Source organism: Vreelandella aquamarina (genome assembly GCF_900110265.1).
Lineage (GTDB): Bacteria > Pseudomonadota > Gammaproteobacteria > Pseudomonadales > Halomonadaceae > Vreelandella > Vreelandella aquamarina.
In genome coordinates, this window is record NZ_FODB01000035.1 from 13,711 (window position 1) to 39,405 (window position 25,695).

The window sequence follows — 25,695 nt, forward strand, 5'->3', positions numbered from 1 at the left end:
TAAACGCCCGCGCTACACCGGCTCGCCGCGATAGTAGTGCCATAAAAACAGCGACCCCACGCTGCGCCAGGGTGCCCAGTGCTCTACCATCTGGCGCGCCTGCTTCGGCGTGGGTTTGTTTTCCATGCCCTTCAGGCGGCCCAGCGCCACTCTTAACGCAAGGTCGTCGGCGGGGAAGATATCGGGGCGCTGGAGTGAGAACATCAGGTAGATCTCGGCGCTCCAGCGGCCAAACCCGCGCAGTTGGGTAATCGCGGCAATGGCCTCGTCATCGCCAAGATGCGCTAAGCCATCGGCGCTAAAGGTGCCCGCCAGCTCTGCGTCGGCCAGCCCTTTGGCATACTCGATTTTACGCCACGATAGCCCCGCATCGCGTAGCGCTTGGCCTTCCACCTCCATCACCGCCTTGGCATGCAGTTCCGGCAGCAGCGTATTCACCCGGCCCATAATCGCCCGGGCGGCTTCGGTGGAGATCTGCTGGCTGACGATGGTCGAGAAGAAGGTCGCAAAACCTGGATCGCGCTGGCGCGGGTTGGGCGCGCCGACTAAGGGGTAAGCGCGGGCAATGTCGGGGTCGGCATTGGCCAGTGCCTGCATGGCGTGCTCGATGGTGCTGGAGGTCATAACCGGCCCTCTTAATGAAAAGATAATCCTCACATCCTAGCAGTTGCCTCTTGGTTGCTGCCGCGTCAGTGTCCACGGGTTACCCCTTTGCACGCTAACTTTTTTAACATCATATATTCCTACTTTCGTCTAATCTTGCCATCATTTGACGCAATCTAAGACCGTTTTGATAAGCAGGCGTTTTATCCAGCGCCTGGGGAGAGAGGTATGCAAGAGTTGTCATCGGGGCTGGCGCGTAACCCGCGATTGGCAGAGTTTGTACTGGCGCTGGGTGGGTTCGGCATTGGTACCAGCGAGTTCGTGATCATGGGACTGATGAACCGCGTGGCGGAGGATTTAGCCGTAACGGTGCCGCAAGTGGGCTATGCGATTAGTAGCTACGCACTGGGCGTGGTAGTGGGTGCACCGCTGATTTCGGCGCTGGCCGCACGGGTACCCAGGCGGGCGCTGCTGATTGCGCTGATGCTGGTGTTTGCCGTGGGCAATATTGCCAGCGCCATGGCGCCGGGGTTTTGGTCGTTTGTGGGCCTGCGCTTTTTGGCGGGGCTGCCTCATGGTGCCTACTTCGGCATAGCGGCGCTGGTCGCGGCAGGAGCGGTGCCGATTGACCAGCGAGCGCGGGCTATTTCGCGGGTAATGTTGGGGCTCACGGTAGCGATTTTAATTGGTGCACCGCTGGGTACCTGGGCGGGTAACGTCTTTGGTTGGCAAATCGCTTTTGCCGGTGTGGGAGTGATTGCGCTGTTAACGGCACTGCTCATTCGGTTATGCGTGCCGGTGCAGCCGTTTGATGCCCACGCGAGCCCGTTAAGAGAGCTATCTGCACTGGTGAAGCAGCGGGTGCTGGTGACCATTGCGATTGCCTGTATTGGTTGCGGCGGTATGTTTTCGATCTTCAGCTATGTGATGCCGACGCTGACCCAGCAGGCGGGCATGAGCGAAGCGCTGGGGCCTTTGGTGCTGGTCATTTTTGGCCTGGGCTCCATCGCCGGTAACTTGGTGGGCGGGCGCATGGCGGATAAAGACCTGATGCGGGCCATTCCTACCATTTTGGTGTGGTGCGCGGTGGTGCAGGGGCTGTTCTACTTTGCTGCCAACCAGGTGTGGTCGGGACTGCTGTTCGTGGGATTGGTGGGCACCAGCATGGCGCTTGCGCCGTCGCTGCAAACCCGCCTGATGGACGTGGCCGAAGACGCCCAAACCATGGCGGCCTCCATGAATCATGCGGCGTTTAACGGGGCGAACGCGCTGGGGGCATGGCTGGCGGGCTTGGCGATTAGCGCTGGGTTCAGCTGGTCGAGCACGGGGCTGGTAGGGGCCGGGCTTGCGCTGTGTGGCCTAGTGATTTTCGCTTGGGGGCGCTGGCTGGAAAAACGCACCTATCCCGCGGAGCCGTCGGTGGCTCAGAACTACAAATAAAGCGCTATAAATAAGTGATTGCTAAATAAATATTTAGAGCATTTAAAGTGGCAAAAAATGCTTATCGTTTCTAGGGTGTAAAGGTGCAATCCATAAGGAGGTGACCTATGCATAACCTAGTGAAGACATCGCGCGTTGTAACCCCGCGACTCGTAACATTAAGTGCTATTGCAGCGATGACTCTGGCGCTGGCGGGCTGTGGAACGACCACTAGCGAGCGCGCTACCAGTGGTGCTGGCGTAGGGGCGGCTGTTGGTGCTGGGGCCGCTGCGGTCACCGGTGGTAGCGTCACCCAAGGTGCTGTGATTGGCGGTGGCGTGGGTGCTGCCACCGGTGCCGCCACCGATGAGGACGATATCAACCTCGACTAACCCGCCTATCTATCGACACAGCCTGAAGCCGCGCATGCCTAAATGAAAGTGGTCGGCATGCGCGGCGTTGTACTCAGGCCCCAGTACATTGCCGAAGGTATCGCAGGCGCCATCCCGCGCTGCCCGCAAGAGCTCTCCCATTTCTCCCTCGTCATCCCAGTCGCGAATCAGCGTAATCTGACCTCCGTGTGGTTTCTTGAACCCCTACAGTCCCTGCCAGGGGTGTGCGATACTGCGCACCCAATAACGCCGGCAGTGGCCGGCCTGCGTGATAACGAACGACCATTTTGACTAACTAGGGAAGCGCTTCATGTCCCAGGGTACGCTGTTTATTGTTTCTGCCCCGTCGGGCGCGGGTAAAACCAGCCTCGTTCGTGAGCTGATCGAAAGCCTGGACGGCATTCAGGTGTCGGTGTCGCATACCACGCGTGCCAAACGCGAAGGTGAGGTCAATGGCGTCAACTACCACTTTACCCAAGTGCCTGACTTCGAAGCGATGATCGACCGCGGCGACTTCTTCGAGTATGCCAAGGTCTTCGACAATTACTATGGCACGTCGCGTCAGTCGGTCCAAACCTTGCTAGACGCGGGGCAAGACGTCATCCTAGAGATCGATTGGCAGGGCGCGCAGCAGGTGCGCGAACAGATGCCTTCTGCCGTGTCGATCTTCATCCTACCGCCATCGCGTAGCGAGCTGGAGCGACGTCTCTCCAGCCGTGGCACCGACGAACACGCGGTGATCGCTCGGCGCATGCGCGATGCGGTCAGCGAGATGTCTCATTACGATGAGTACGATTACTTAGTAATTAACGACGATTTCACCACCGCCCTGCAAGAGCTGCAGTCGCTGGTGATCAGCCGCCGCCTCACGCGTGCTGCAATGCAAGAACGCCACGCCCCCTTGCTCGATGCGCTCTTGTCACAGGCGCCTAGCGTCGAGTAATCTATCAGGTCCTATCACCACTCTTTTCGCTGGGTCGGCGACGTTGTTCAACAACGCCGGCCCGGCGTCGTCATTACAGGAAGGCCCCATGGCTCGCGTAACCGTTGAAGATTGTCTGGAAAATGTAGAAAACCGCTTCAAACTGGTGATGATTTCCACCCATCGTGCTCGCCAGCTGGCCCGCGGCTCCCGCGATGCACTGCTGCCCTGGGAAAACGACAAGCCGACCGTGATGGCGTTGCGTGAAATCGCCGCTGGCCTGGTCGACCACACCGTTTTGGACGAGCCAGTTGAAGCTCCTGTGCGTGCGCGTCCTGCTATGACGCCTAGCGCTCAAATCGACGATTAAGCTAGCACCGATTAGAGGCGCGGTACATGTTCACCATTGATGACCTAGCTGACCGACTCGGCGGCTACTTACCCCCGGATGAGATCCAGCAGGTCAAGCGCGCCTTCTACTACGCTGAGCAGGCCCACGATGGCCAGCGCCGCCGCTCTGGCGAGCCGTACGTCACCCATCCGCTGGCGGTCGCTAATATTCTCGCTAACATGCACATGGACCATCAGAGCCTGATGGCCGCCATGCTGCATGATGTGATTGAAGACACCGGCGTCTCTAAAAAAGCCCTGGCGGCGCAGTTTGGCAAGCCTGTGGCTGAGTTGGTAGATGGCGTCTCCAAGCTGACCCAAATCACTTTTGAAGATAAAGCCGTCGCTCAGGCGGAGAATTTTCAAAAGATGGTGTTGGCAATGTCGCGGGACATCCGCGTCATCATCGTCAAGCTGGCCGACCGGCTGCACAACATGCGCACCTTGGGCGCACTGCGGCCCGATAAAAAACGCCGCATTGCCCGTGAAACGTTAGAAATCTACGCCCGTATTGCAGGGCGACTGGGGATCAACACCATTCGTGTGGAGCTGGAAGACCTCTCGTTCCAGGCGATTCACCCCATGCGGGCCGAGCGTATCAAGCGCGCAGTGGCCAGCGCGCGGGGCAATCGCCGCAGCGCCATGCGGGAAATCCAGGCCTCGCTGCAGCAGAGCCTGGACGACGAAGGCCTAAAAGGCACGGTGATTGGCCGCCAAAAACATCTGCTCTCGATTTATAAAAAGATGCGCGACCAGCGCAAGCCGTTTGCCGAGATTATGGATGTCTTCGGTTTTCGCATTATCACCGAAGACGTGGCCAGCTGTTATCGCATCCTTGGCGTCGTGCATAACCTCTATAAGCCGGTACCGGGGCGCTTTAAAGACTACATCGCGATTCCCAAGGCGAATGGTTACCAAAGTCTGCACACCACGCTGTTTGGCCAGCGCGGCATGCCCATCGAGGTGCAAATCCGCACCCGTGAAATGGAAGCCATGGCCAATAACGGAATTGCCGCGCACTGGCTCTACAAAGCCGGGCAAACAACGCATCCGATTGCGGAAGGCAGCCATGCCCGCGCCCGTGCCTGGGTGAAAGGGCTGCTGGAGATGCAGCGCCACGCGGGGGATTCGTTGGAGTTTATCGAACACGTCAAAAACGACCTGTTCCCCGACGATGTCTACGTGTTCACCCCAAAAGGCGACATCATGGAGCTGCCCCAGGGCGCCACGGTGATCGACTTCGCCTACAGCGTACACACCGATATCGGCAATAACTGCATCGCCTGCCGCATCGATCGCCACCTCGCGCCGCTCTCCACGAGGCTGGAAAGCGGCCAGACGCTGGAGATTATCACCGCCCCCGGTGCGCGGCCGAACCTAGCGTGGCTGAATTTCGTCACCACTGCCAAGGCGCGCTCCGCCATTCGCCATGCGTTGAAGCATCAGCAGCAGGCGGAGGCGGTGATGCTGGGCCGTCGACTGCTCAACAAGGCGCTGGCATCGTTCGAAACGAGCCTGGAAGAGCTCGACGAGAGTGTCTTCGAACAGGCGTTCAAAGAGTTGGATGTGTCGTCGCTGGACGCCTTGCTCGAATCGTTGGGGTTAGGCAACCGCATGGCCCACGTAGTGGCCCGCCGTTTGGTCGATGTTGCGCATGGCGATAGCTTTGATAAGACGCTTTCCGACAATAGCGATAAGGCTGTGGTGATTAGCGGAAGCGAAGGCATGGTGCTTAACTTTGCCCGCTGCTGCCACCCGTTACCCGGCGACCCGGTGGTAGGGCATCTGTCGGTCGGTAAAGGGCTGGTGGTACACCGTAGCGAGTGTAAAAACCTCGCTGACCGTAAAAACGATCCTGAAAAGCTGTTTGCCCTGGAGTGGTCCGAGCATATTGATGAGGACTTCCCTGTGGCGCTGCGCATCGAAATTGAAAGCCGCCGTGGCCTTGTTGCTGAACTGGCAGGCCTAGTGACCGATGCCGATGCCAATATCGAACGTATCGGCATTGAGGAGCGCGATGCTCGGCTTTCCACCGTCAATCTCACGCTGTCGGTGAAAGGACGGGTACACCTCGCCCGTATTATTAAACGCATTCGCAACCTGCCCAACGTTGGCAAAATTACCCGTACTGCAAACTAAACGCTTATGCGCCTAGCGCTGGCTTTTCAAGCTGGCAGCGTAGGCCATGGTGATAATAATCAACGTTTCATTAATACAGGAGCATGACACCCCATGAGCAATAAAGCGGTTATCAACACAGAAAAAGCCCCTGCCGCCATCGGCCCGTACTCCCAGGCTGTCAAAGCGGGCAACACGGTTTACCTGTCGGGTCAGATCCCGCTTAATCCGGAAACCATGGAAATTGTCTCTGATGATTTCGAAGCCCAGGCGCGTCAGGTGTTCACCAACCTACAGGCCGTGTGTGAAGAAGCCGCAGGCTCGCTGGGCGATATCGTCAAGCTCAACCTCTACCTGGTCGACTTGGACAACTTTGCGATCGTCAACAAGGTGATGGAAGAGTTCTTTTCCACGCCGTTCCCGGCGCGTGCGGCGGTCGGCGTGAAGGCGCTGCCCAAAGGCAGCCAAGTAGAAGCCGAAGCCGTGATGGTGATCGGCGACTAAACGGCGTGACACCGACGCATACAAAAAGAGCGAGCCGATGAGGCTCGCTCTTTGCCTTTTCTAGCGTTCTAATCGACTCGCGGCTAGGGCGCTAGGCTTTTTGCAACTCTAAAAAACCGCCCTCTTTCAACACCTGGGCATAGCCCTCTTTGTAGGTCGGATAGCGGAAGGTGTAGCCGGTTTCGAGAATACGGCGGTTGTCGCAACGCTTGCTGGCGCGACGGCGCAGCGGCGACTGCATGGTATCGGTCGATTCCACCTTTAATTGCTTGGCCAGCCACGCCATCACGTTATGCAGAGTGACCGGCTCACAATCGCTGCCCAGGTAGAGGTCTGCCAGCGGCGTACCGTTCTCCTGGCAGCGGATCAGGTGGGCCAGAATGCCGGTGCAGTCGTCCCGATGAATGCGGTTGGAGTAGATCACCGGCGTGACGGCGGCCAGTCGGCCTTCGGCCACTTGGTGAATCAAACGATCACGCCCTGGGCCATAAATCCCGGAGAAGCGCACCACGGTGCCGGGCAGCGGGTGATTGAGCAGCGCCTGTTCGGCCTCGCGCATCAGGTTGCCGGAGAAGCTGGTAGATTCCGTGGGGCTCTCTTCGTTAACGACTTCGCCCTCTTGCTGACCATAGACGCTAGTAGAGGAGACAAAGAAGATGCGGCGCGGCGGCTTCTCGTGCTGTTCCATGACGCTGAGAACACGCTTGAGACCGTCTGGGTAGGCGCTCTGGTAAGCACTCTCTTCAAAGCGGTCTGCGCTGACGGTGTAAATCACGTAGTCGGCCTGGGGCAGTGCGCTGGCGTCGGCCCCTTCCAAGGTGCTGAGATCAAGGGCTAACGGCTCAATGCCGGTATGCTCTAATGCCTTGGCTTGGCGGCGCACGCCAATCACCCGATGCCCCTCGTCCAGCAGCTCTTGTCCAAGCGTGACGCCGATGTCTCCACAGCCGATAATCAGTACCGTTAGCTTCACCTTGCTCACCCCTCTTGATAAATATTCCCTATCAGATACAAAGTCCCTATGAGATGTGCCATCTTCAATAGGGCTTGTCTGTCCTTTTCCGTCTCGCTAACACGATGACTAGTCACGAGCTGCAACGAGAGGATGCCACTGGCACCGCTATGACTTTAACAGAACTTCGCTACATCGTAACCCTTGCCCAGGAGCGCCACTTTGGTCGCGCCGCCGAGCGCTGCCATGTTTCTCAGCCGACGCTCTCTGTGGCCGTTAAAAAGCTCGAAGATGAGCTGGAAATTCCCCTGTTTGAACGCTCTAAATCCACGGTGCAAGTCACCCCTCTGGGCGAAAAAATTGTTGCTCAGGCGCAGCGTGTATTGGAGCAGAGCGGGCTGATTTATGAGTTGGCCAGTGCTGGCAAAGACCAGCTGGCGAACCCGCTGCGCATTGGTGCGATTTACACCATCGGGCCTTACCTATTCCCGCACCTGGTGCCCGCGCTGGCCAACGCCGCGCCGCAAATGCCGCTCTATATTGAAGAGGGCATGACCGGCACGCTGCGGGCCAAGCTGCGCAGCGGCGAGCTAGACGTGATTATCGTTGCGCTACCGTTTACTGAAACCGACGTGGTCACCAAGCCGATCTACGACGAGCACTTTGAAGTGTTAATGCCCGCCAGCCACCCGTGGGTCGAGCGCGAGGCGATCCATAAAGAAGACTTATTAGAAGAGCGGCTGCTGCTATTAGGGGAAGGGCACTGCTTCCGCGATCAAATTTTGGAAGCCTGCCCGGCGATTACCCAAAAGCTGAATAGCCCCAATAATACCCTGATTGCCGAAGGCGGCTCGCTTGAGACCATTCGCCATATGGTGGCCTCTAAGCTGGGGATTACCGTGCTGCCTCAGTCGGCACTTGGCACCGACCAGTACGAAAATTCCATGCTGGTCAGCCGCCCGTTTGTGGCCCCCGCCCCTTCACGCACCGTGGCGATTGCCTGGCGGGCCAGCTTCCCACGGCCCAAGGCCATTGATGCCTTGGCCAAGGCGATTAGCCAGTGCCAGCAGCCGGTGCATAAGAAGAATGCTCCCTCATGAGTGAGCTGTCTGCACCGGTCACGGCGCTGAAGGGCGTGGGGGAAGCGCTGGCGATTAAGCTCGCCCGGCTCGGCGTGGAACGCATCAGCGACCTGTTGTTCCACTTGCCGCTGCGTTACCAAGACCGCACGCGACTTACCCCCATTGGCCTGCTGCGAGCAGGCCATGAGGCTGTTGTCGAGGGCGAGGTGACCGCCAGCGATATCGTCAAAGGACGGCGGCGCAGCCTGCTGATTCGCCTGCGCGACGGTAGCGGCATTTTAAGCCTGCGGTTTTTTCACTTCTCGCCAGCCCAACAGCAGCAGCTTCGCCCCGGCGTCATCGTTCGGGCGTTTGGCGAAGCGCGGGCGGGCGCCACGGGGCTGGAGATTTATCATCCCGAGTATCGGCTTAGCGGCGGTAGCGAAACGCCGGTCGAGGAGTACTACACGCCGATTTACCCCACCACCGAGGGGCTTCACCAAACCCGCCTGCGAGCGCTGACCCAGCAAGCGTTGCGCCTGCTAGAGCAAGCCCCCGAAACGCTGCCCGATGTGATTCCCGATGCGCTGCGTCAGCGCTTCCAACTGCCGGGGCTTCACGCCAGCTTGCAGCTACTGCACCAGCCGCCGCCAGACGTAGATTTAGAGCAGCTTGCCCACGGCCTTCATCCCGCCACGCGGCGGCTCGCCTTGGAAGAGCTGCTGGCCCATCAGCTTAGCCTGCGGGAAGTGCGCCTGCGTATTCAGGCAGACGGCGCGCCAGAGCTGCCTTCCGGGCGTAGCCTGCAAACGCGCTTTCTGGCGCAGCTACCGTTTGCGCTCACCGGTGCCCAGCGTCGGGTGCTGGAAGAGATCGCCCTCGACCTAGCACGCCCTGCACCCATGCTGCGGCTGGTGCAGGGGGATGTCGGCTCGGGTAAAACCGTGGTGGCCGCCATAGCGGCGCTCTCAGCGCTGGCGGGCAATTGCCAAGCGGCCATGATGGCACCTACCGAAATCCTCGCTGAGCAGCACTACCGCGCATTTAAGGCATGGTTTGAGCCGCTGGGCATCGAAGTCGCGTGGCTGGCGGGCAAGCTAAAGGGCAAGGCCCGGCTGGATGCCAAAGCCGCCATTGCCGATGGCCGAGCGCGTATGGTGGTGGGCACCCACGCGCTGTTTCAAGGTGATGTGCACTTCCAGTGCCTGGGGCTGGCGATTATCGATGAGCAGCACCGCTTTGGCGTTCACCAACGCCTCGCCCTGCGTGAGAAGGGCGAAGCGGGTGGATTAACCCCTCATCAATTGATCATGACCGCCACGCCGATTCCCCGCACCCTGGCCATGAGTGCCTACGCCGACCTGGATGTGTCGGTGATCGACGAGCTGCCGCCAGGGCGCACACCGGTAAAAACCGTAGTGGTCTCTGACGAGCGCCGCCCCGAGGTGGTCGAGCGCATCCGCAACGCCTGCAGTGACGGTCGCCAAGCGTATTGGGTGTGCACGCTGATTGAGGAATCCGAGGTGCTCCAATGTCAGGCCGCCGAGGTAACGCGTGATGAGCTGACCCAAGCGCTGCCGGAATTAGCCGTTGGGCTGATTCATGGGCGCATGAAAGCTGCGGAAAAGGCCGAGGTGATGGACGCCTTCAAGAGCGGCGAGCTGGATCTACTGGTGGCCACCACGGTGATTGAGGTGGGAGTCGACGTGCCCAACGCCAGCCTGATGATCATCGAAAACCCGGAGCGCTTAGGGCTTTCCCAGCTTCACCAGCTGCGTGGGCGGGTAGGACGCGGCAGCACCGAAAGCTTCTGCGTGCTGCTTTATCACCCGCCACTCTCCAAAAGCTCCCGCGAGCGGCTCGGCGTGATGCGGGAAACCACCGACGGCTTCCGCATTGCTGAAAAAGACTTGGAGATTCGAGGCCCTGGCGAGGTGTTGGGCACTCGCCAAACCGGCCTTGCTCAAATGAAAATTGCCGATCTAGAGCGCGATGCCGATCAGCTAGAGCGGGTCACCGCCCTGGCTCAGGCGCTCCAGGGCAACACCGAGGTCACTGCCGTGCTGGTGCGCCGCTGGCTGGGTGAAGCGGCAGGCCGCTACGGGCAGGTGTAGCGGCAGGGCGTGGGTATGCGCGCGGTGCTAAACCGCTGCGTTAGGCTCGTGGAGCTTTTCGGCGCTGGGGCTTGTTAAGCGGTTGGCGGCATCGCTCAAGGGGCCAAGCTGCTCGGCAATCAGGCGCAGCTGGCTTTGAATGGGCCGATAGAGCGTGATGGCATTCTCTTCTCCGCTGCCGCCGTGCTCCCCTAACTGACTCAGCAGCTCGTTGGCAGGCGCGGTCAGCGGCTCCACGGGTAGGCGTTTATCCAGCTGCTCGGCCAGTTGCTCTAACAGGGCACTAATCCGCTTGGCAAGCGGCACAAAAGCGGCATCGTCCTCATCTTCTGCCAGCCGATGGCGGTGGGCACCCAGCGCGGAGAGGTGGCTTAACAGCGTGTTGGAAAGTACCAAAAAGCGCAGCCCGTTATCAGCATCCTGCTTACGATAGTGCCCCGGCTCGTGGAGCATGTTGGTGAGCAGGGTCGAGAGCGCCGCATCCGCGTTGTGCGCATTGCGCCGCGCCAAGCGGTAAGCTAGGTCGTCCTGCTTGCCCTCTTCGTACTGGTGGACGATTTCGTCCAAGTAGCGGCGGTGGTTGGTCAGCACCTTGGCGGCCTCACGGTAGAGGCGGCGGCTCTGCCAATCCGGCAGAATAAAAAATACCGCCAGTCCCGCAATCAGCGAGCCGATCAACGTATCAAACAGCCGCGGCCAGATCAGGTCGAAGCCATCCCCCACCTGATTGAAACTGCACAGCACCAGCAGGGTGATCGAGGCCGTGGCGATCACGTAATGCTTTTCACGATTGGCAAAGAACGATACGCCCGCCGCCACGGCAATCATGCTCTGGATAAGTGGCTGGGGGAACAGGCTGATAGACGCCCAGCCTGCAATCAGCCCAAGCACCGTGCCCAGAATCCGCTGGGAGAGAAAGCGCCGGGTGGTGGCGAAGTTAGGTCGACATACGAACAGCGTGGTCAGCAAAATCCAGAACCCTTGCTGGGGGTCGAGCCACTGCAGCAGCCCATAGCCCGCCACTAGCGCGGTGGTTAGGCGCACCGCGTGGCGAAAGGTGGGCGAACCCAGCGTAAAGTTCAGCCGCACCCGTTTCCAGGCTTCCAGCAGGCTAGAGGGCGAGCGGTCATAAAGCGCGCTGTCCCGGCGTTCGCTGCCGGTGTCCGGGTTGTGGACGCTGGCAATCTGAGCTTCTAGCGTGGAGAGGTTGTCCGCTAACGCATTCAGCGGGCGTATCAGTGGCCGCCATTCGGGCTTTCCGCGCTCGCTCAGATTATCGATCGAGGCGCGCAGGTCGGCCAGCGCCTGCTCGCTCTGCTCGTGGCTGAAAGGGCGGTTGAGCAGCAGCGACTTGGCTAGCTGGCGGCAGGCGCGGCCCTGCTGGTCCAGCAGCCGCTGGCAGCGAAACAGTACGTCGTGATGAAAAAAGGCGTCAGTAAGTGCGCTGTAAGGGTAGTGGGTGGAGCTTGCCCGCTCGTGGATATCCTGGGCGATAAAGTAAATTTGCAGGTAGCGGTTGAGCTTACGGCTGCCGCGCTGGCCTTCCAGGCGGCGAAAGATCATCTCTTTTGCTTGGTTAAGAGCATCCACTACCTTGCCGTTCTGGCGAGCGAGCGCCACGCGGCGGGCCTCTACATCAACGCCCCGTACCGGCTCAAACAGCGCCGATTTCAAAATCAAGAACTCACCTAGGGCTTTGTAGACCCGTGCCATGCTCTGTTTCACCGGCTGGCGAGAGAACAATGCACACCACACTACGGAAATTGCGCCGTACCAGGCGGCACCGGCCAACAGTAGCAGCTGGCGGGCGGCGACGTCTTCATCCACGCCGCCATGCTGCTCGATATTGATCATGGAGTAGATCGAAAGAATCAGCGTGCCGGAGGCAATGGTCGCGTAACGCTGGCCAATCGCTCCCAACATAATCAGCGTGAAGGTGGATACCGCCAAGCCCGCTGCAAATAGCCACGGCCACGGAAACAGCCACTGCACCACGAACGACGCCGAGGCAAAGCAGAGCAGCGTGACCACCAACGCCTGCAAACGCCCTTGCCAGCTATCGTCGGTCTCTGAGAGAGCGCTGGCAATAATGCCCAGAAACAGCGGAATCACCAGCGCCACATCCCCCGCCAGCCCGCTAAACAGCAGCGCCCCGCTGAAGGCGATAAACACCCGCAGGCTGTAGGCGAACTTATCTAGGGTCCAAAGGCGGCGCAGGGAAAGGGAGAGGGGCATAGAGGCTCGTGTGAGTTTGCTGTTGTTAGACTTTAGTCTTGGTTAGTATAGAGGCATCGCAACGATGATGTCGCTCTTGACCTATCAACGCTAATGCTATTGCGGCCATGTGTTCTAAAAATTAGTGCACCAAAACGCTATGATTGAAACATTAACCTTTCGATACTCGGAGTGACTCTAAAAAAAATAGGATCACTCCCATGGATCTAAAACTGCTGCTGAACTGGCGTCTACATCTGCTGGTGATACTGACGTCGATGTTTTCCGAGTGGATCGGCATCATTCGGATTCCACTTGGGCCGGGAACATTACTACTATTACCACTCCTCTACGCGTTTATCATTGGTGTACTCTTCAATCCTCATCTCTTTTCAGCAATGGGCAAGGCCATTCCCAAGCCGGTGAGTCATGCCGCAGGCCCCATCATTCTGATCGCCATTTTGCCGTTCATTGCCAAGTTTGGCTCCACCATTGGGCCAGCGATCGAGCAAATTATCGCGGCGGGTCCTGCGCTGATTCTTCAAGAGCTGGGGAATCTTGGCACCATGCTGATTGCGCTCCCATTTGCGGTACTCGTGCTCAAAATGGGCCGGGAAGCGATTGGTGCGACCTACTCTATTGCACGCGAACCCAACATTGCCATTATTTCAGACCGTTACGGGCTAAGAAGCCCTGAAGGCATCGGCATTATGGGCGTGTACGTGGTGGGTACTATGTTCGGTACGCTCTATTTCGCGCTGATGGCGGGCTACATCGCCTCGCTGGATATCCTCGATATCCGCGCGCTGGCCATGGCCTGCGGTGTCGGCAGTGGCAGCATGGTAGCGGCATGCTCGGCAGCGTTGGCAGAAGCCGTTCCGGCCGCCAAAGATGAATTGCTTGCCTTTGCCGGCGCCAGCAATCTGCTCACCTACGCCACCGGATTGTATGTATCGCTCTTTATTGCGCTACCGGTCACCGAGTGGATGTTTACGCGTTTGAAGGGTTCCCGTCAGGAGGTTCGCCATGAAAACTCATGAGAGCACCGTCGATCAGTTCGACGCTGAGGCATTAAAAGAGCTGCGCCCTGAACAGCAGCTAGGTAAAACAGCTCTTGTGCTGGCGGCTGTCTGTGTGGCGGCGTGGTTTAGCAACATCGTCAACGGCTCGCCTTTGTTAGATGCGCTGCCTGGCATGCTGATTTTGTATGTCATGGTCATCATCGGCTTAGTGGTCGGGCGGCTATGCCCTTTTTATCTGCCTAGTGTGGCGTGGGTCTCGCTGATTAGTATCATCGCGACGCTCCCCATCTTTCCGGGTAACGGCTGGATCATTGGGCAGTTGGCAGAGGTAAATTTCTTGGCGGTGGTCACCCCCGTACTGGCGTATGCCGGACTAGCGCTGACCCACCGTGAATTCTCGATGTTCAAGCAGACCGGCTGGAAGCTGGTCATTGTGGCCCTTCTCGTCTTCACCGGCACCTTTATTGGGTCGGCGGTGGTGGCTCACGTGATGCTTTAAGGAATACAACATGGCGACGTCAATACCCTTTCCTGATAGTAAAGAACTCACCGCTTGGCGACACGATTTCCACCAGCATCCGGAAACGGCCTTCGAGGAGCAGCGCACGAGTGCACGTATTGCCGCGCTGCTCGGTGAGTGGGGCTTTGAAGTGACCACTGGAATCGCTGGAACGGGCGTGGTCGCCGCGTTAGACGGCCAGCAGGGGGAAGGCAAGACCATCGGCCTGCGGGCCGATATCGACGCCCTGGACATCCGTGAAGAGACCGGGCTGGCCTACGCCTCGCAGACGCCGGGCAAGATGCACGCCTGCGGACACGATGGCCATACCACGATGTTGCTGGGGGCGGCCTGGGCGCTGAAGCAGCAGCCCGATTTCAAGGGGCGGGTGGTATTCATCTTCCAACCCGCCGAAGAGAACGAAGGCGGTGGCCGTGCCATGGTGGAGGACGGCCTGTTCGAGCGCTTTCCGATGGACGCGGTGTATGGGTTGCACAACTGGCCTGGGCTGCCCGTTGGTGTGGCAGCGGTGCACGATACCGACGTCATGGCCGCGTTTGATATTTTCAGCCTGACATTTACCGGTAAAGGCTGCCATGCAGCGATGCCGCATCTAGGCATTGATACGGTGCTGGCGAGTTGCCAACTGATCAGCCAACTGCAAGGGCTGGTGAGCCGCGAAACGCCTCCGGATAAATCGGCGGTGCTGAGCTTCACCAGCATTAATGCGGGCGACACGTTTAATGTGATTCCCGAGCAGGTGGCGCTGCGCGGCACGCTACGCTGTTTTGATATGGCGCTGAAAGAGCATTTAGAGGCACGCTTTAAACAGGCGATTGCCAGCTTAGCCGACTTCCATGGCTTAACCGTTGAACTGGATTACCAGCGCTGCTACCCCGCCACGATCAATACGCCAGAGCACGCACAGCACTGTGCCACGGTATTGGAAGGTTTGTTAGGCCAAGACAACGTGCTGCGCAACCCACCGCCCAGCATGGCTTCTGAGGATTTCTCATTTCTGCTTGCCGAACGGCCCGGCGCTTACATCTGGATGGGGAACGGCGAGGATTCCGCGTCGCTGCATAACCCCCACTACGACTTTAACGATGCGCTGTTACCGCTAGGGACGCGCTACTGGGTAGAGCTGGTAAGAGCACTGCTCGTCTAGATCGTAATCGTGACTTAATGCGTTGATTCGCTCTCTGATGCCCACTGGGTAGGGGAGCGTTTACCCAGAATATGGCATTGAAAGGAGTTTTATCATGTCTTTAGCTGCGAACCCTTTATCGATCACCGTGGTTGGGTTGGGCCAGATGGGCGGCAATATGGCGCTCACCCTTCAAGCGGCAGGCTTTGCCGTCACGGGCAGCGATGTGTTTGAAGTAGCACGGGCACGACTCGAAGGCCTTGGGCTTGCCGTGGTGGCTCCCAATGCCCTGCCCCCAAGCGATGTGTATCTGCTTTCGCTGCCTACCTCCGCCCATGTGCGTGAGGTGATTGAACACTCCCCAGGCCTACTCACGCTAGCACCGAAAGGCAGCGTGATTGTGGATACCTCTACCAGTGACCCCGCCGTGAGTCGTGAGTTAGCCGAAAAAGTGGCGGCCGCAGGGCTTCATTGGTTGGATGCCCCGGTAAGTGGAGGCCCTAAAGGCGCGGCCAGTGGCAAGTTGGGAATGCTGTTAGGCGGCGATGACACCACCATTGAGCGGGTAATGCCGATGCTGGAGGCGATGTCGGCCAAGCGCACCCATGTGGGCGGCCCAGGCAGCGGTCACGTGGTAAAACTTGCCAATAACTACCTGTGTGCGGCGCACTTAATCACCACCGCTGAAGCTGTGGCGATGGCAGCCAAAGCGGGCGTTGACCCCGCCGCCTGTTTGGCGGGCATCAATAGCGGCTCCGGGCGCAGCGCCATCAGTGAGGTGAACTTCCCCGAGTGGGTGCTGAGCGAGCGCTTCGATTCAGGCTTTACCACGGGCTTGATGCGTAAAGATCTGCGCTTGGCCCGGGATGCCGCTGAGCAGTTGGGCATTCTCTTACCGCTGTTACAAGCTGTTGTAGATGCTTGGCACGCCAACCCTGAACAGCCCACCGATAGTGACGACTTTAACCATATCACCACGCCGATTTTAGCCCGTGCCAGCCAAGCGGAGGGGAACCAATGAACTCACTCAGCCAATACGCCTGTCACCACCTTGCCGAGCTGTTAGAAGGTTTTGGTTTGTCCGCTGCTGCGCCTTTGAGTAATTGGATTAATGGTGAGTTAGTCGCAGGTGAGGGGGAAGCAATTACTCTGATTAATCCCGCCACTGGCGAGGCGCTAGTGAGCTACCGCGATGCGGGCGCTGGATTGATTGAGCGTGCCACTCAAGCGGCACAGCGGGGGCAGCGCGAGTGGATGGCGCTCACTGCCAGCGAGCGTGGGCGGCGCATGAATGCTGCCATACGTGGGCTAGAGGGGCATGAAGAAGCGCTGGCGCAGCTGGAAAGCGTTGTTGCCGGTAAGCCCATTCTTGACTGCCGAGCCGAAGTAGGCAAAGTACGGGAGATGTTTGAATACTATGCGGGCTGGTGTGATAAGCAGCACGGCGAAGTGATTCCAGTGCCTACCTCGCATCTTAACTATGTGCGCCACGTACCCTATGGCGTCGTAGGACAAATTACACCCTGGAATGCACCGATGTTTACCTGCGCCTGGCAACTGGCCCCGGCCATTGCCGCAGGGAATGGCGTGGTACTGAAGCCTTCTGAGCTGACGCCCTTCACCTCGGTAGTGATTGCCAAACAGCTTGAGAGTGGCGGCTTGTCTAAAGGGTTGATCAATATTGTTAACGGGCTGGGCAAAACGACCGGCGCGGCGCTGACTGACCACCCCGCTATCAGCAAGCTGGTATTTGTCGGTTCGCCCCAAAGTGGCCGTATGATCGCTGAGGCAGGGGCCCGCCGTTTGGTGCCAAGCGTATTAGAACTGGGCGGTAAATCCGCCAATATTGTGTTTGCCGATGCCAAGTTAGACGAAGCGGTCGCGGGTGCCCAAGCCGCCATTTTTGCCGCTGCGGGCCAAAGCTGTGTGGCAGGCTCGCGCTTATTAATTGAGCGCTCGGTGTTTGAGCAAGTCACCAGCCGCTTAGCGCGTGCTGCGGAGCAAATTGCGGTGGGGTTACCCAGCGATGAAGCGACGCGAATGGGACCGCTACAGAATCATCGCCAATTTGAGCAGGTCACTCGTATGATTGAGGCCGCCAAGGCGGCAGGCGCGAGAGTGTTAACGGGTGGCAAACGTCCTGAAGGCTTGCCTGACGAAGCCCAGGGCTACTTTATCGCGCCTACCGTGCTGGTCGATGTCACGCCGGATATGGAAATCGCCCAACAAGAGGTCTTCGGGCCGGTACTGGTCGCTATGGCCTTTGACGGGGAGGGCCAAGCCACTCAGCTCGCTAACGAGACCCGTTTTGGCTTGGCGGGTGCGGTATGGAGCCAGGACGTAGCGCGGGCGCATCGTGTCGCCGGGCAGCTGCGTGCGGGCACGGTATGGATCAATAGCTATAAGGCAATCAGCGTCATGTCGCCGTTTGGTGGTTTTGGAGATAGCGGTTTTGGCCGCTCCAGTGGCTTGGATGGCCTACGCGAATACACGGTGCCACAAAGCGTATGGGTGGAAACCGCGCCAGAGGCCAGCGTGGCGTTTGGTTACGGCAGTGGAGTGGGTTGATGTAACGCCGGGTCGCGGAAGGCCTGCATCCAGCGCTGTAGATGGCGCAGCAGCAGGATGCTGGCCTTAGGCTGTTGGCGTCCTACCCGTGTGACCATGTGGGCCTGTGAGCGTTGAAACAGAGGATGATCGACCGGCCGTGCCACCAGCGTTCCTACTTCTAAATCGTGCGCAACGGCAAAAGCAGGCAGCAGGGTAATGCCCATGCCGCTGCGTACATATTGCGCCAGAATCACCATGGAGTTGGTATTCATGGCCATACGCGGCGCGATTCGAGACTGCTGGAAGGCTTGGTCGACCATTTGACGCACGCCATGGGTTGTGTCCCACATGGCCATGGGCTGGTCGCTAAGTTGGGTCAGCGTGAGCGGCGACGTTTGGCAGGTTAATGGATGATTGGGCGGTAAAATTGCCATCAACGGTTGAGGGCTGGAGGACCAGAAACGGAGTTGGGGATGCGTCCGTTCATGGAACATCAACCCGATGTGGCTATGATCACCCACAATCGCGTCAATGATGCCCGAGGTGCCCGCCGTATGGATATCGAGCTGGATGCCCGCATAGCGTTGGGTAAATTCATGCAGAGGGGAGGCCACTAAGTCACTGACAAACCCTTCACCGACGGTGAGCGATATCTTGCCAGTTTCCATGCGCTGATAGGATTCAAGCGAGGCAATAAAGCCTTCATCAAGGGCACCGCGACGCTCGCAATATTCAAGTAGCATTTCACCTACGGGAGTAGGTGAAATGCCATCGCGTTGGCGCTCCATGAGCGTCGCCCCTAAGGCTTCTTCCAGCAGCGCAATTTGCCTGCTGACCGCCGAGGGAGCGATATCTAAGCGCGCCGCCGCGCGGCGCACAGAGCCAGATTCAAGGGTAACGCGGAAGTACACTAAGCGTTGATGAGGTATGTCCATCGATAGCTGTTATACCTCTGCGGGATTGGCTCTTCGCCGGTCATGCCATGCCACAAAGTTTTGCTACAAATACTTCAGCAGCTTTTGCAGCTTGTTCATATCGGAGGAGTCGCCGACGAGGCGGACGTCTCCTGCCACCATGCCGTCCAGAAACGCCTGCTGGGTAGGCTTCTTGAGAATGCGCAGCGCCGCGTCTTGGTCGCGAAAGCGCAGCTCAAGGTCTAGATCGACGGGCAACCCCTTGCCGGTGGAGATGCCGTTAGGCGCCATCCGGTAGTAGCGGGCGGTGCTTAAGTCTTCCGTAGCGACACCCCAGTCGAGGCCGCGCATGCGTTCAAGCTGCTCACGAAAGCGCGGCTTGCGGCGCAGGGCTCGCTTGAGCATAAAGCCCAGTAGCCACAGCGTCAGCGAAAGCTTCATTAGGAAACGGCGTCCTTGAGCGCTTTGCCTGGCTTAAACGCGACGTTTTTGCTGGCCGGGATCTGCAGTGGAGCGCCGGTTTGCGGGTTTTTACCGGTACGGGCAGCGCGCTCGCGAACGGTAAACGTACCAAAACCGATCAGCGCTACATCTTCACCTTTGGCAACGCTGTTGGTGATTTCGTCCAGGATGACATTGAGGACTTGGCCAGCTTTGTCTTTGGAAAGGTCAGCACTTTCAGCGATGGCTGCAGCGAGTTCAGGTTTGCGCATAAAGGAATCTCCCTTGTGGAAAACAAACATCAATGTTGTTGGTAGCCTACCCAGCAGGCAGCGCTTCTTTAGCCTAGTCGTGAATGCGGCGAAAATCAGCCTAGCAGGCCTGGGGCAGCTCTGGAAAGCTCCACTTTCCTTCTCACGCAGCCGCCTGTCAACGCAAAACCAATCAAATGTCCGTCTTTATTTTCCGCTAACGCGGTGAAATCATTGCCGTCGCCCTCAATCCGCCAGCGCTCTGGGGGCTGAGTGGGTGGGTAGGCCACCACGGGTAGCAGTGGGGTTTTCACCACGACTGGCCAAGCGCCGAAGCTAACAGACGTTGGGGTGCCGCCAAGGGTAGCTGCCAGGGCTTTGACGCTTGCTTGCAGCGGCTGCACATACATGGCGTTCACCCCATCAATACACGCGGCATCGCCCAACGCATAAATATGCGGCTGGTTGGTGCGTAGCTGCCGGTCAACCTGAATGCCGCTGGGGCTAACACTCAGCCCTGCCGCTTCAGCAAGCTGCGTGCGAGGTGCCAAACCGGTCGCGAATAGGATGATATCTACCGTATGGCGCTCGCCATTGTCGAGTTGCAGCGTCAAAGCGTTGTCTGCATCTTGGGATAATGTCTCTAAGGTGCGTCCAAGCGCTAAACGAATACCAGCCTCTTGAAACGTATCGGCCAGTGCGCTACCCAGCCGCTCAGGGAGTAGGCGCGGCAAAGGGGCGCTCTCTGGTGCAATCACAGTGACTTGGTGTCCACCTGCGTGTAGGTCGTTGGCGAATTCACAGCCGACTAATCCGGCGCCAATAATCGCGACGCGAGTAGGCTGGTTGAGTGCTCCGTGTAGGCGGCGGTAGTCATCCAAGTCGTTGACGGTAAAACAGCGCTCGGCCAGCTCGCTCGGTATGCGAAACGGCGTGTGAGGGGCCGCGCCGGTGGCGAGCACTAGCTCATCGTAGCCAAGCGTTGCTCCGCTGCTGAGTTGCAGCACGTGGTTATCCACATCCAGTTGCGTGACGTGGGTGTGGGTAACGATCTGTGCGTTTAATTCATCGGCGAGCGCTTCAGCGCTGCGCTGGGCGAGCTTGTCAGGGCTCAAGCGCTTGGCGAAGCCTGTCGACAGCAGCGGTTTGCTGTAATCATCACCGCTGTCAGCGCTGACCAGCGTGATTGTGCGCGTATCCCCTTGGCGTCGCAGCGCGCGAGCGAGGCCAACGCCTGCCATGCCGGTGCCCACAATCACCAGCGCGGCGTGGTGGTGAGGTGTTCTGGAAGATGTCGTGTGTGAGTCGGGCATACCGTCACCAAACGTCGGTGGAACAAAAGCCTGTAAAGCCACCATGTTACACTAGCCCGCTCTGAATTGACCGCCTTGGAGGCTTAGGTGACCGCCCCTGTGTTATCCACACCTGCGTTTTCGCTCTTCCCTCAGTGGCTGCCCGTGGCAGCCGCTCAGCCAGCCATGAGTGCGCCTTGGTGGCAGTGGGTAGCGTCCACGGATTCCTTAACCGCGCGCCTCATAGCAGCAGGCGAGCCGGGAGCGTTTCGGGTGCGCTTGCTGCGCCAAACCATTGGCCTTCCCCAGCGCGATGAAGCCTTGGCCCTAGGCATCGCGCCACGCCGCTACGCGTGGCTGCGCGAGGTGGCGCTGTGTGTTGATGAAACGCCGTGGGTGGTAGCGCGTTCGGTGGCCCCGCTTCACCAGCTACAGGGAAAAGGGTTAGGGAAGTTGGGCGAACGCTCGTTAGGCAGTTGGCTATTTCAGCAGCCCGATTTGGTTCGTGGGCCGCTGGAAGCCACGGCGACGCCGCCACGTTTTACCCACCAGCAGCCGGGGCTATCGGCCAATAGCTTATGGGGGCGGCGCTCTGTCTTTGAACATGGTGGGCTTTCGTTACTGGTTCAGGAGTATTTTTTATCTACCATGGCGGATGCGCTGGGCCTTCCGTCGCGCTAGGCTAACGCAGCAGCTTTTTTGACGAGGTAAGCATGAGCATGGACCGTTCTCTGTTGCGCCCGACCGGGTGGGCCCGTTTGGCAGATTTCTTACAGTTAATGCGCTTGGACCGACCCATAGGCACTTGGCTGCTGATGTGGCCAACGCTGTGGGCGCTGTGGGTCGCGTCAGAGGGCGTGCCAGGCCGCGATGTACTGCTGATTTTTATTGCCGGGGTATATGTGATGCGCGCCGCAGGCTGCGTGGTGAACGACTACGCCGACCGCCACTTCGATGGCCATGTAAAGCGTACCAAGCAGCGGCCACTGGCCACCGGTCGGATCAGCGAAACCGAAGCGCAGCTGCTATTTGTGGCGCTGGTGGCCGCCGCCTTTATTTTAGTGCTGCTGACCAACTGGTTTACCGTGCTGCTCTCGCTTGGGGGTGTGCTGCTGGCATTTATTTATCCGTTTATGAAACGCTACACACACTTTCCCCAGGTGGTGCTCGGGGCGGCTTTCTCCTGGGCGATCCCAATGGCGTTTGGCGCGGTACTGGGGCATGTGCCGCTGGAAGGCTGGCTGCTATTTAGCGCTAACCTGCTGTGGACGGTGGCTTACGATACCCAATACGCCATGGTGGATCGTGACGATGATCTGAAAATCGGCATTAAATCCACCGCGGTGCTGTTTGGCAGCGCCGACCGTTTCATCATTGGCCTGCTGCAGCTTGCTACGCTGGCGTTGCTTACCTGGGTGGGGTTGCGGGTTGGGTTAGGCGGTTTTTTCTGGCTGGGCTTGGTAGGCATGGCAGCGACGTTTGCTCATCAGCAGCGGTTAATTTTTCACTGTGACCGCGACCGCTGCTTCCAGGCGTTTCTGAATAACCACTGGTCAGGGCTCTTGGTATTTGCCGGAATTGTTCTGAGCTGGTGGCCTGCAGCTGGCTAATTATGCTGGGTGTCATAGAATTGTCATTAAGTCATGGTGTCATCGTCACAGACATGTCATTGAACTGTTTTGTATAAACGAGTTTTCATAGAACACCGTGAGGCCCTGGATGACCGCCAAGACCGTACTGATTGTCGATGACGAGGCACCCATTCGCGAGATGATCGCTGTGGCGCTGGAAATGGCTGACTATCGCGTGCTTGAAGCGGACAACGCCCAGGATGCCCATGCGATGGTCGTTGACCACCAGCCCGACCTGCTGCTGCTGGACTGGATGATGCCGGGCACCAGCGGCATCGAGCTGGCCCGTCGTCTCAAGCGCGAAGAGGCCACCGCTGAGCTGCCAATTATTATGCTGACCGCCAAAGGCGAAGAGGATAATAAAATTCAGGGCCTGGAGGCGGGGGCGGATGACTACATCACCAAGCCGTTTTCCCCCCGCGAGTTGGTGGCTCGTCTTAAAGCCGTGCTGCGCCGGGCGACCCCGCGCGGTGTGGAAGACCCCATCGAAATCAATGGATTGCTGCTGGACCCTGTGAGCCATCGCGTCAGCGCCCATGGCAAAGCGCTGGAGATGGGCCCTACCGAGTACCGCTTACTGCAATTCTTTATGACTCACCAAGAGCGCGCCTATACCCGTAGCCAGCTACTTGATCAGGTGTGGGGCGGCAATGTGTATGTAGAAGAGCGCACGGTGGATGTGCATATTCGCCGGTTGCGCAAAGCGCTAGGTGAAGCGCATCAGAATCTGATTCAAACAGTGCGGGGCACTGGGTATCGTTTCTCTGCTCGGGTGTAATCGTGCGTTTGTGGAGCCGTGAACTGTGGCGAATTATCTGGCTGGCTTTCCTAGGGATGTGCCTGGGATGGCTGCTAGGTTACCCCGGTTTCGGGTTAGCTGCGGGTCTAACGCTCTGTTTGGTGTATCAACTCCGCCAGCTTAGGGCGCTGTTCAAGTGGCTAACGCTCAACCCGCACGATGAGCCTCCTGCGGCAACTGGCATGTGGGGCGAGCTATTCGATCGCCTTTACCGTTACCAAAAAAGCCAACGCATTACCCAAAGCCGGTTGCGAGCAACCCTCGCGCGTATTCAAGAATCCTCGGAAGCGATGCGTGATAGCGTCGTGATGCTGGATCGCCACGGTGATTTAGAGTGGTGGAACAGTGCCGCCACCGACATGCTAGGCCTACAAACCGCCCATGACCGCGGTCAGCACATTACTAACCTGCTGCGCGACCCGCGTTTCATCAGCTACTTTAATGCCCGTGAGTACAGCGAGCCGCTCACGCTCACCTCGCCCATTGATGAGCGTCGCATTCTGCAGTATCAAATCACGCTCTATGGTGATGACGAGCGCTTGGTTATGGCGCGGGATATTACCCGCTTGCATCGCCTAGAGCAGATGCGCCGCGACTTCGTCGCTAACGTTTCCCATGAGCTGCGCACCCCACTCACCGTTCTTTCCGGCTATCTGGAAACCTATGGCGATCTTAAAGAGATGCTGCCACCGCGCCTGAGTAAAGGCATTGGTCAGATGGAAGAGCAGACCAAGCGTATGCAGAGCTTGGTGAATGATCTACTGCTTTTGTCACGCCTGGAGATTGACCGAGGCGGCGAAGATCATCAGCCGCTTGAGGTTGGGTCGATGCTTGAGAGCATTCGCCGGGATGCGCTGGCGCTCTCGAACCAGCAGCATAGCGTTCAGGTGGCGTTGGAGTGCGAGGCGCGCCTGGTGGGCAGCGAGCAAGAACTACGCAGCGCCATCTCAAACCTAGCATTCAACGCAGTGCGCTATACGCCGGAGGGAAGTCAAATCACGCTCCGCTGGGTGGCTCTGTCCAATGGCAGTGCCTGCATTGAAGTGGACGACGACGGTGAAGGGATCGATCCGGTGCATATTCCGCGTCTCACCGAACGCTTCTACCGCGTTGATAAGGGCCGCAGTACCGCCACTGGCGGTACTGGTCTTGGCCTTGCCATTGTTAAACACGTTCTACTGCGCCATGATGCACAGCTTCAAGTGGAGTCGTTACCCGGTGAGGGGGCGTTGTTCCGCTGTGTTTTCCCACCCTCCCGTGTCGTTAACAGCTAACACGGTGTCATACCACTCTCCGTCTTGGCTTGCATAACTTATGTATAAGTGTGCCATATTGGCATGCAATCATGGTCAAACACCGCGCATGTGTCATATGTAGCCAACTAATCATCTACTTAAGCCAGTGCTAGAGGGTTAATCGGCATAGTGGTTGTTTTTATAAGTGTCTGTATATAAATAGATTTTATTTCTATTGAGAGTTTTTGGCATATAGGCTGCTACATACTTGTCAAGGAAGATTACTGCAGGAACTGGTAAGACAAGATGTCACTCTTCCTTAAATAGCGGTATTTCACAGCGATCGAGGAGGCGGAATATGATGTCCAAGGAACTACTCAAGAAAGCTGGTATTTTAGGTGTAGCGTTTGGTCTGGTAGCAAGCCCACTGACATTTGCTCAAGAGCCTGCAGATCCGGCAGACAACATTTCTCCAGATGAGCAGCCGGTCGAAGCTCAGTCTAATGACTCAGCTATGCCGTCTGATCATGACAAGACAGATTTAACCCATGACGAGGGTGATAACGCCAGCGACATGGAACCAAACTCCATGAGTGATGACTCGGATGCTACCTATGACAGCACCGAAGAACTCCCAGAAGAAAATAGTGGTATGTAACGAGTAATATTTCTTTGCAAAGCTGTAAAAAACTCTTACGCTTAAGGAGTGAGCAACTAGAGAGGCAAGGATGTCTCATCGCAAGGATTCTCAATGATTCAAGGAGTGAATCAAAAGCGATCAATACACTGGTCAGGGTAAATTCCAAGGTTGGAGCCCCGCAAAAGGATTGGAAGCCAGATGTAAGTATCGTGTAAAAGTAAGAGTTCTCAAGACCCCGCCCTGCGGGGTCTAATTTTTTATGGTGCGCCAGGCATGGCGCGCAGCGCCAATTAGGCGCTATCCGGTCCGCCGTGGTGGTTGGCCGGATGACTTGGGGGTGAAAGTCCCCTACGGACCCTGATAGCGGGAACCGTTAGCTGAACAGCAAGGGTGTTCGTCGTGAGGCGGAATCTGAAGGAAGCTGTAGGCAAACTCCTGGCCCGACGAACAGGAACCGCATATGAGGCAGCCACATCTGGGCGAGAGGGCCATGAAACTCGAAGCCCAATAGCTATCCAGAAGATGTGGAAGTAGATGCGGCGGGTAGATGGGAGGAAGGTCGCGCGTCTTACCCTGGGAGGCCTG

General features: G+C 58.2%; 25 protein-coding genes and 1 pseudogene. 18 read left to right on the top strand and 8 right to left on the bottom strand.

Annotated features, from left to right (window positions below; all coding sequences use genetic code 11):
- Nucleotides 1–12: 12 nt before the first annotated feature.
- Nucleotides 13–624 (bottom strand): DNA-3-methyladenine glycosylase family protein, encoded by a 612-nt coding sequence (locus tag BMY49_RS10755; protein WP_089675565.1) that lies wholly within the window; start codon nt 622–624, stop codon nt 13–15.
- Between the two features lie 207 nt (nt 625–831).
- On the opposite strand from BMY49_RS10755, the gene BMY49_RS10760 reads away from it, so the two are divergent.
- On the top strand, nt 832–2,043 hold the full coding sequence (locus BMY49_RS10760) for an MFS transporter (protein ID WP_074211257.1): 1,212 nt from the start codon (nt 832–834) through the stop codon (nt 2,041–2,043).
- A 107-nt stretch (nt 2,044–2,150) separates the two neighbouring features.
- Nucleotides 2,151–2,414, top strand: a complete 264-nt coding sequence (locus BMY49_RS10765; protein WP_044629293.1) for a hypothetical protein — start codon at nt 2,151–2,153, stop codon at nt 2,412–2,414.
- Nucleotides 2,415–2,423: 9 nt separating this feature from the next.
- On the opposite strand, the pseudogene BMY49_RS10770 reads toward BMY49_RS10765, so the two are convergent.
- Nucleotides 2,424–2,603 (bottom strand): annotated as a pseudogene (locus BMY49_RS10770) (extensin family protein); the annotation flags it as partial.
- A 121-nt stretch (nt 2,604–2,724) separates the two neighbouring features.
- On the opposite strand from BMY49_RS10770, the gene gmk reads away from it, so the two are divergent.
- The 4 genes from gmk to BMY49_RS10790 all read left to right on the top strand — a co-directional run bounded on the left by gmk (nt 2,725) and on the right by BMY49_RS10790 (nt 6,348).
- Entirely contained in the window at nt 2,725–3,357 is a 633-nt protein-coding gene (gene gmk, locus BMY49_RS10775; protein ID WP_044629294.1) for a guanylate kinase, read from the top strand.
- Nucleotides 3,358–3,445: 88 nt separating this feature from the next.
- Nucleotides 3,446–3,706, top strand: coding sequence for a DNA-directed RNA polymerase subunit omega (rpoZ, locus tag BMY49_RS10780; protein WP_044629295.1), 261 nt, complete (start codon nt 3,446–3,448; stop codon nt 3,704–3,706).
- 26 nt (nt 3,707–3,732) lie between these two features.
- Nucleotides 3,733–5,865: a RelA/SpoT family protein gene (locus BMY49_RS10785; protein ID WP_089675566.1), complete on the top strand. Its 2,133-nt coding sequence runs from the start codon at nt 3,733–3,735 to the stop codon at nt 5,863–5,865.
- A gap of 93 nt (nt 5,866–5,958) precedes the next feature.
- Nucleotides 5,959–6,348, top strand: a complete 390-nt coding sequence (locus BMY49_RS10790) for a RidA family protein (protein ID WP_044629297.1) — start codon at nt 5,959–5,961, stop codon at nt 6,346–6,348.
- Between the two features lie 91 nt (nt 6,349–6,439).
- On the opposite strand, the gene BMY49_RS10795 is transcribed toward BMY49_RS10790, so the two are convergent.
- Nucleotides 6,440–7,321 (bottom strand): SDR family oxidoreductase, encoded by an 882-nt coding sequence (locus BMY49_RS10795; RefSeq protein WP_089675567.1) that lies wholly within the window; start codon nt 7,319–7,321, stop codon nt 6,440–6,442.
- Nucleotides 7,322–7,470: 149 nt separating this feature from the next.
- On the opposite strand from BMY49_RS10795, the gene BMY49_RS10800 reads away from it, so the two are divergent.
- Together BMY49_RS10800 and recG are read left to right on the top strand one after the other, a co-directional pair.
- Nucleotides 7,471–8,400 (top strand): hydrogen peroxide-inducible genes activator, encoded by a 930-nt coding sequence (locus BMY49_RS10800; protein ID WP_089675568.1) that lies wholly within the window; start codon nt 7,471–7,473, stop codon nt 8,398–8,400.
- Complete coding sequence (recG, locus tag BMY49_RS10805; RefSeq protein WP_089675569.1) at nt 8,397–10,475, top strand: ATP-dependent DNA helicase RecG; 2,079 nt, start codon at nt 8,397–8,399, stop codon at nt 10,473–10,475. Before BMY49_RS10800 ends, recG begins: the two co-directional genes overlap by 4 nt.
- A gap of 27 nt (nt 10,476–10,502) precedes the next feature.
- Here recG and yccS read toward each other — a convergent pair whose 3' ends face one another.
- Complete coding sequence (yccS, locus tag BMY49_RS10810; RefSeq protein WP_089675570.1) at nt 10,503–12,710, bottom strand: YccS family putative transporter; 2,208 nt, start codon at nt 12,708–12,710, stop codon at nt 10,503–10,505.
- A 200-nt stretch (nt 12,711–12,910) separates the two neighbouring features.
- On the opposite strand from yccS, the gene BMY49_RS10815 reads away from it, so the two are divergent.
- The 5 genes from BMY49_RS10815 to BMY49_RS10835 all read left to right on the top strand — a co-directional run bounded on the left by BMY49_RS10815 (nt 12,911) and on the right by BMY49_RS10835 (nt 17,925).
- Complete coding sequence (locus tag BMY49_RS10815) at nt 12,911–13,729, top strand: DUF3100 domain-containing protein (protein WP_089675571.1); 819 nt, start codon at nt 12,911–12,913, stop codon at nt 13,727–13,729.
- Complete coding sequence (locus tag BMY49_RS10820; protein ID WP_089675572.1) at nt 13,716–14,210, top strand: hypothetical protein; 495 nt, start codon at nt 13,716–13,718, stop codon at nt 14,208–14,210. Before BMY49_RS10815 ends, BMY49_RS10820 begins: the two co-directional genes overlap by 14 nt.
- A gap of 10 nt (nt 14,211–14,220) precedes the next feature.
- Nucleotides 14,221–15,378 (top strand): M20 aminoacylase family protein, encoded by a 1,158-nt coding sequence (locus BMY49_RS10825; RefSeq protein ID WP_089675573.1) that lies wholly within the window; start codon nt 14,221–14,223, stop codon nt 15,376–15,378.
- 94 nt (nt 15,379–15,472) lie between these two features.
- On the top strand, nt 15,473–16,378 hold the full coding sequence (locus BMY49_RS10830; RefSeq protein WP_089675574.1) for an NAD(P)-dependent oxidoreductase: 906 nt from the start codon (nt 15,473–15,475) through the stop codon (nt 16,376–16,378).
- Nucleotides 16,375–17,925, top strand: a complete 1,551-nt coding sequence (locus BMY49_RS10835; protein WP_089675575.1) for an aldehyde dehydrogenase family protein — start codon at nt 16,375–16,377, stop codon at nt 17,923–17,925. Before BMY49_RS10830 ends, BMY49_RS10835 begins: the two co-directional genes overlap by 4 nt.
- On the opposite strand, the gene BMY49_RS10840 is transcribed toward BMY49_RS10835, so the two are convergent.
- From BMY49_RS10840 to BMY49_RS10855, 4 genes are all read right to left on the bottom strand, one after another.
- The gene (locus tag BMY49_RS10840; protein WP_089675576.1) at nt 17,904–18,842 is read right to left on the bottom strand and encodes a LysR family transcriptional regulator; all 939 of its coding nucleotides are present in this window, start codon (nt 18,840–18,842) and stop codon (nt 17,904–17,906) included. The two genes, BMY49_RS10835 and BMY49_RS10840, sit on opposite strands and share 22 nt — an antisense overlap.
- 63 nt (nt 18,843–18,905) lie before the next feature.
- A complete protein-coding gene (locus tag BMY49_RS10845; RefSeq protein WP_062374495.1) occupies nt 18,906–19,262 on the bottom strand; it encodes a hypothetical protein in 357 nt (118 codons plus the stop codon).
- Nucleotides 19,262–19,534: an HU family DNA-binding protein gene (locus tag BMY49_RS10850; protein WP_018918476.1), complete on the bottom strand. Its 273-nt coding sequence runs from the start codon at nt 19,532–19,534 to the stop codon at nt 19,262–19,264. Before BMY49_RS10850 ends, BMY49_RS10845 begins: the two co-directional genes overlap by 1 nt.
- Before the next feature lie 95 nt (nt 19,535–19,629).
- Nucleotides 19,630–20,826 carry an NAD(P)/FAD-dependent oxidoreductase gene (locus tag BMY49_RS10855; RefSeq protein WP_089675577.1) on the bottom strand — a complete coding sequence of 399 codons (1,197 nt, stop codon included), beginning with the start codon at nt 20,824–20,826 and terminating at the stop codon, nt 19,630–19,632.
- An 87-nt stretch (nt 20,827–20,913) separates the two neighbouring features.
- Here BMY49_RS10855 and BMY49_RS10860 point away from each other — a divergent pair, with 87 nt between their 5' ends.
- The 5 genes from BMY49_RS10860 to BMY49_RS10880 all read left to right on the top strand — a co-directional run bounded on the left by BMY49_RS10860 (nt 20,914) and on the right by BMY49_RS10880 (nt 25,128).
- Nucleotides 20,914–21,486: a chorismate--pyruvate lyase family protein gene (locus tag BMY49_RS10860; RefSeq protein ID WP_228168740.1), complete on the top strand. Its 573-nt coding sequence runs from the start codon at nt 20,914–20,916 to the stop codon at nt 21,484–21,486.
- Between the two features lie 38 nt (nt 21,487–21,524).
- Nucleotides 21,525–22,415, top strand: a complete 891-nt coding sequence (ubiA, locus tag BMY49_RS10865; protein WP_062374510.1) for a 4-hydroxybenzoate octaprenyltransferase — start codon at nt 21,525–21,527, stop codon at nt 22,413–22,415.
- Between the two features lie 109 nt (nt 22,416–22,524).
- Nucleotides 22,525–23,214 (top strand): phosphate regulon transcriptional regulator PhoB, encoded by a 690-nt coding sequence (gene phoB / locus BMY49_RS10870; RefSeq protein ID WP_054640735.1) that lies wholly within the window; start codon nt 22,525–22,527, stop codon nt 23,212–23,214.
- A 2-nt stretch (nt 23,215–23,216) separates the two neighbouring features.
- Nucleotides 23,217–24,509 carry a phosphate regulon sensor histidine kinase PhoR gene (gene phoR / locus BMY49_RS10875; RefSeq protein ID WP_054640736.1) on the top strand — a complete coding sequence of 431 codons (1,293 nt, stop codon included), beginning with the start codon at nt 23,217–23,219 and terminating at the stop codon, nt 24,507–24,509.
- Nucleotides 24,510–24,828: 319 nt separating this feature from the next.
- Entirely contained in the window at nt 24,829–25,128 is a 300-nt protein-coding gene (locus BMY49_RS10880; RefSeq protein ID WP_044629305.1) for a hypothetical protein, read from the top strand.
- Nucleotides 25,129–25,695 lie beyond the last annotated feature (567 nt).

Excerpts from the sequence above, each read along its gene's own strand:
- BMY49_RS10760 (WP_074211257.1), top strand. The coding sequence starts at position 832 with ATGCAAGAGTTGTCATCGGGGCTGGCGCGTAACCCGCGATTGGCAGAG.
- gmk (WP_044629294.1), top strand. The coding sequence starts at position 2,725 with ATGTCCCAGGGTACGCTGTTTATTGTTTCTGCCCCGTCGGGCGCGGGT.
- BMY49_RS10785 (WP_089675566.1), top strand. The coding sequence starts at position 3,733 with ATGTTCACCATTGATGACCTAGCTGACCGACTCGGCGGCTACTTACCC.
- BMY49_RS10765 (WP_044629293.1), top strand. The coding sequence starts at position 2,151 with ATGCATAACCTAGTGAAGACATCGCGCGTTGTAACCCCGCGACTCGTA.
- BMY49_RS10850 (WP_018918476.1), bottom strand. The coding sequence starts at position 19,534 with ATGCGCAAACCTGAACTCGCTGCAGCCATCGCTGAAAGTGCTGACCTT.
- ubiA (WP_062374510.1), top strand. The coding sequence starts at position 21,525 with ATGGACCGTTCTCTGTTGCGCCCGACCGGGTGGGCCCGTTTGGCAGAT.
- BMY49_RS10790 (WP_044629297.1), top strand. The coding sequence starts at position 5,959 with ATGAGCAATAAAGCGGTTATCAACACAGAAAAAGCCCCTGCCGCCATC.
- BMY49_RS10855 (WP_089675577.1), bottom strand. The coding sequence starts at position 20,826 with ATGCCCGACTCACACACGACATCTTCCAGAACACCTCACCACCACGCC.
- BMY49_RS10830 (WP_089675574.1), top strand. The coding sequence starts at position 15,473 with ATGTCTTTAGCTGCGAACCCTTTATCGATCACCGTGGTTGGGTTGGGC.
- BMY49_RS10840 (WP_089675576.1), bottom strand. The coding sequence starts at position 18,842 with ATGGACATACCTCATCAACGCTTAGTGTACTTCCGCGTTACCCTTGAA.
- yccS (WP_089675570.1), bottom strand. The coding sequence starts at position 12,710 with ATGCCCCTCTCCCTTTCCCTGCGCCGCCTTTGGACCCTAGATAAGTTC.
- BMY49_RS10800 (WP_089675568.1), top strand. The coding sequence starts at position 7,471 with ATGACTTTAACAGAACTTCGCTACATCGTAACCCTTGCCCAGGAGCGC.
- phoB (WP_054640735.1), top strand. The coding sequence starts at position 22,525 with ATGACCGCCAAGACCGTACTGATTGTCGATGACGAGGCACCCATTCGC.
- BMY49_RS10825 (WP_089675573.1), top strand. The coding sequence starts at position 14,221 with ATGGCGACGTCAATACCCTTTCCTGATAGTAAAGAACTCACCGCTTGG.
- BMY49_RS10835 (WP_089675575.1), top strand. The coding sequence starts at position 16,375 with ATGAACTCACTCAGCCAATACGCCTGTCACCACCTTGCCGAGCTGTTA.
- recG (WP_089675569.1), top strand. The coding sequence starts at position 8,397 with ATGAGTGAGCTGTCTGCACCGGTCACGGCGCTGAAGGGCGTGGGGGAA.
- BMY49_RS10815 (WP_089675571.1), top strand. The coding sequence starts at position 12,911 with ATGGATCTAAAACTGCTGCTGAACTGGCGTCTACATCTGCTGGTGATA.
- BMY49_RS10820 (WP_089675572.1), top strand. The coding sequence starts at position 13,716 with ATGAAAACTCATGAGAGCACCGTCGATCAGTTCGACGCTGAGGCATTA.
- BMY49_RS10880 (WP_044629305.1), top strand. The coding sequence starts at position 24,829 with ATGATGTCCAAGGAACTACTCAAGAAAGCTGGTATTTTAGGTGTAGCG.
- BMY49_RS10845 (WP_062374495.1), bottom strand. The coding sequence starts at position 19,262 with ATGAAGCTTTCGCTGACGCTGTGGCTACTGGGCTTTATGCTCAAGCGA.
- rpoZ (WP_044629295.1), top strand. The coding sequence starts at position 3,446 with ATGGCTCGCGTAACCGTTGAAGATTGTCTGGAAAATGTAGAAAACCGC.
- BMY49_RS10755 (WP_089675565.1), bottom strand. The coding sequence starts at position 624 with ATGACCTCCAGCACCATCGAGCACGCCATGCAGGCACTGGCCAATGCC.